Below are 4,291 nucleotides of genomic sequence, written 5' to 3' on the forward strand. Positions count from 1 at the left end.
CATTCGGGATCGAATGGCTTCAGACCGTTACGTAGGCCTGTTACCATTCCGATTCGAATGCTTCGACGGGTACCGTAAGCTGGTACATTCCGGGATTCGGAATTTGCTTCAGACGGTTACGTCGCAGATTCAAACAAACGCGCGGTTTCGATAGATCACCTGCATATAACTGGTTTCGGTGGTGTCAGGATCGTTACAGTTCATCAACTGCAACACCTCACCTTCAGCAATCACATTAGTGGCTTCACTCATTAAATCGAGAATTCTCAAAGAGCGTAAGCTGGTCATCATCTGAAACGAACGCGTATAAATGTAGTCTCCAACTAAGACGCTAGCCGCATTGCCAAATAAGGCATTGGCGGTTGCATTCCCACGGCGCAAGTCGGATTCATCGACCACATCATCATGGAGTAAGGTGGCGGTATGGATAAACTCAATGAAAGCCGCAGCGGTGGTGTGTTTATCACCTTGATAACCCAATGCACGTGCGGCCAAGAGGGCCAACATGGGACGTAAACGCTTGCCACCGCTGTTAACGATGTAAAAACCAAGCTGATTAATGAGCGCGACATCAGAATTGAGTTGTGCGAGTATTTTTTGGTCGACCTGCGCCATGTCATCACTGATCAAGGCTTGGATTGATTTGAAATCCATGTATATATCCGGGCGTTGTCCTAGTTACTTGCCTGCCGAGCTAACGATACACTACTTGCCCCACGAAAGGAGTGAGTCATGATCGTTAATACGTTCAGACGGTGATGAATCTTTCGTTACTATCGGCACTGGAGCGGGTATTAAGACTGATATGGTACACCAGATAACGTACGACGAGATAGCGATCCCACCGGTAAAATGTGAGGGAATGAATGCTGAACAGCTTTTCACCAATTTTCTTGCGTTACCCTCTTGCCTCAAATTAATTTCTACCGTAGAATTCGCGCCCTATTGATGAATTATATGCGCACCCCTTGTTGTTTATTAATGCAGCAGGCCGTGCGGAAATGCGGAGTAAAACATGTACGCAGTTTTCCAAAGTGGTGGTAAGCAACACCGAGTAAGCGAAGGCCAGACTATTCGCTTGGAAAAGCTAGACGTTGAAACTGGCGCAAGTGTAGAGCTTGACAAAGTATTGCTAGTGGCAAACGGCGAAGACGTTAAAGTTGGCGCGCCTTTTGTTAGCGGTGCAACCGTAACAGCAGAAGTTGTTACTCACGGTCGCGGCGATAAAGTGAATATCGTTAAGTTCCGTCGTCGTAAACATTCTCGCAAGCACATGGGCCACCGTCAGTGGTTCACTGAAGTCAAAATCACTGGCATCAGCGCTTAAAAGTAGGAGAGAGAAGAGATGGCACACAAAAAAGCTGGCGGTTCTACTAAAAACGGCCGCGATTCAGAAAGTAAACGCCTAGGTGTTAAGCGCTTTGGTGGTGAGTCTGTACTAGCAGGTAACATCATCGTGCGTCAACGTGGCACTAAGTTCCACGCAGGTAGCAACGTAGGTTGCGGTAAAGACCACACTCTATTCGCTCTGTCAGACGGCAAAGTGAAGTTTGAGACCAAAGGTCGTCACAACCGTAAATTCGTTACTATCGAAGCTGAATAAGCTTCAACGCAACGCGAATTTTTGAAGCCCTGCCTTATGGCGGGGCTTTTTATTGTGTCTGGTGATCACCGATCAAGCCACCGCCTCATCACGGTACGCAGAAAATCGGCCAACGCTGAAAAATGATCCTAAGATCGATATGATCGCCATTCACTAATCTGGGACAAGGCTAGTTGTTAGATGCCATAGGCATGAGCAACTGGTGCGGAGAAGTTAGCATGAAGTTTGTAGATGAAGCGATTATTCGCGTCGATGCCGGTGACGGGGGCAATGGTACCGTCAGCTTCCGGCGTGAAAAATATGTGCCTAAAGGGGGCCCAGATGGCGGCGACGGCGGTGATGGTGGTGACGTTTACCTGCTTGCCGACGAAAACCTTAATACCCTGATTGACTATCAATTTGAACGTTTTCATGCCGCGGCACGCGGTGAGAATGGTCGAGGTGGAAACTGCACCGGTAAACGGGGTGAGGATCGAGTCCTAAACGTGCCGGTGGGTACGCGCGCGATCGATGAAGACACCGGCGAAGTGATCGCAGACCTGACCGAGCATGGCATGCAGGTAATGGTCGCGAAAGGGGGCTTCCATGGCTTGGTAATACGCGCTTCAAGTCCTCGGTTAACCGTGCTCCTCGACAAAAACCATGGGCACTAAGGGTGAAGTGCGTGCGTTGCGTTTGGAGCTATTGTTGCTAGCTGATGTTGGTATGCTTGGTTTGCCGAATGCAGGTAAGTCGACCTTTATTCGTGCGGTCTCGGCAGCCAAACCGAAAGTGGCCGACTACCCGTTTACCACCTTGGTCCCAAGCCTAGGGGTGGTTCGTGTGGCCGCTGACAAAAGCTTTGTGGTAGCCGATATTCCAGGCTTGATTGAAGGCGCAGCTGATGGCGCAGGGCTAGGTATTCGCTTCTTAAAACACCTTGAGCGCTGTCGTGTGTTGTTACATATGATTGATTTGCTGCCTGTTGATGGCACCGATCCGGTTGATAATGCGTTTACCATTATTGATGAGCTGAACCAATACAGTGAAAAGCTTGCCGATAAACCGCGTTGGTTGGTCTTCAACAAAGTTGATCTGATGCCGGAAGACGAGGCGCAAGCGCAGATTGAACGAGTGCTTGATGCGCTCGCTTGGGACGACAAGCATTATGCGATTTCGGCGATCAATAAAGCGAACGTGCAACCGCTTATCTATGATCTGATGGCATCGATTGAGGCACTGCCTGCACCGAAGTCAGAGGTTGAGCCTGAAGATGAAACCGTTGCCTTTAAATGGGACGATCATCACGAGCAACAGCTCAAGCAAGACGACGATAATGATGATGACTGGGATGATTGGAACGAAGACGATTACGACGTCGAGATCATCTACAAGCCATAATATGAAAAAGCCGCTGCCGATTGCAGCGGCTTTTTTTTGTCCATTATTTAGCAAACAATGAAAGGGACTTTTATTTGCATCAAAGACTGGAATGCGTGAATCGCCAATACTTAAGGCGGGGTGGATAGATAAGAGGGATTTTAGGTGACAAAACGACTGACTGAGCCAGAGCAACGCGCGATATCGCGTTTAGTGATTGAGGTAGGGCAACGGTTATTACAGCACGGTGCGGAGAGCAAACTTGTGAGTGATGTGAGTATCCGGCTCGGTCGCGCGTTAGGGTTAGACAGTGTTGAGCTTTCGTTATCCGCGAGCTCTCTGGTCGTAACTACATTGAGCCATGGTCATTGTATTACCACCGCAAGGCGTAGCCAGATCGTGGCATCAACATGAACGTTGTGACAGATATACAGCGGACGGTGATCTTAGCAGAGAAGGGCTTCCTTGACGCATTAGCCGTGCGCAAACGCTTAAGTCGTATTAAGCCGTTTCGTTATCCACCTTGGCTTGTTGTCGGGATGATTGGCCTATCATGTGCCGCCTTTAGTCGTTTAGCTGGGGGCGATGCGGTTGTGTTTGCCCTTACCTTTATCGCTTCTGCTACCGGCATGCGAGTCCGACAACTCATTGCTCATCGTCACTTTAACCCTTTTTTGACCTTTGCCGTCACCGCCATGGTGACCACCCTCTTATCAAGCACGGGAACCATCATGAGGTGGGGAAATGATCCCTTTTTGATCATGGCATCCTCCGTGTTGATGCTGGTCCCTGGGTATCCGTTTATTAATGCGGTATCGGATATGATGAAAGGCTTTGTTGATATGGGAATGGCACGTTGGACCATGGCCTCTTTACTGACCCTTGCCACGGCACTGGGGATTGTTGGGGCGATGAACTTGGTGGATGCATGGGGCTGGTTATGAGCTTACTCTTGGCGTTATTAGAAGACATGTTCTTTGCGATGATCCCCGCAGTGGGGTTTGCATTAGTGTTTAATGTACCGACTAAAGCACTAAAGTATTGTGCCTATGGCGGTGCGGTTGGCCATAGTTTGCGGTTTGTTTTGATGGAGTCGGGGATAGCGATTGAGTGGGCGACCTTGGCCGGTGCGACCACGATCGGTTTTCTGGGGGTGTATTGGTCTCAACGTTTTCTCGCGCATCCTAAAGTCTTTACGGTCGCCGCGATTATTCCCATGATCCCGGGKTGTATGCGTTAGGCGTAATGATCGCGCTGGTGACTATCAATAACCAAGGATATAGCCCCGCGCTTTGGGCCCGTTTAATCGAAAATTTACTCAGCGCTGGC

At 49.4% G+C, this 4,291-nt stretch carries 2 protein-coding genes and 4 pseudogenes; 5 read left to right on the plus strand and 1 reads right to left on the minus strand.

Features of this window, described 5'->3' with window-relative positions; all coding sequences use genetic code 11:
* Positions 1 to 119 precede the first annotated feature (119 nt).
* Positions 120 to 654: pseudogene (locus tag DZ54_RS22635) on the minus strand (polyprenyl synthetase family protein); the annotation flags it as partial.
* A gap of 361 nt (positions 655 to 1,015) precedes the next feature.
* Here DZ54_RS22635 and rplU point away from each other — a divergent pair.
* The 5 genes and pseudogenes from rplU to DZ54_RS22650 all read left to right on the plus strand — a co-directional run.
* Positions 1,016 to 1,327 (plus strand): 50S ribosomal protein L21, encoded by a 312-nt coding sequence (gene rplU, locus DZ54_RS0116055; RefSeq protein ID WP_021023346.1) that lies wholly within the window; start codon positions 1,016 to 1,018, stop codon positions 1,325 to 1,327.
* 18 nt (positions 1,328 to 1,345) lie between these two features.
* A complete protein-coding gene (gene rpmA / locus DZ54_RS0116060) occupies positions 1,346 to 1,603 on the plus strand; it encodes a 50S ribosomal protein L27 (protein WP_025675203.1) in 258 nt (85 codons plus the stop codon).
* Between the two features lie 218 nt (positions 1,604 to 1,821).
* A pseudogene (cgtA, locus tag DZ54_RS22640) lies at positions 1,822 to 2,983 on the plus strand (Obg family GTPase CgtA).
* 156 nt (positions 2,984 to 3,139) lie between these two features.
* A pseudogene (locus DZ54_RS22645) lies at positions 3,140 to 3,906 on the plus strand (threonine/serine exporter family protein).
* A pseudogene (locus DZ54_RS22650) lies at positions 3,903 to 4,291 on the plus strand (threonine/serine exporter family protein); the annotation flags it as partial. The pseudogenes DZ54_RS22645 and DZ54_RS22650, both read left to right, overlap by 4 nt.

It is taken from the genome of Salinivibrio socompensis S35, assembly GCF_000513715.1.
In the GTDB taxonomy this organism is placed as follows: domain Bacteria; phylum Pseudomonadota; class Gammaproteobacteria; order Enterobacterales; family Vibrionaceae; genus Salinivibrio; species Salinivibrio socompensis.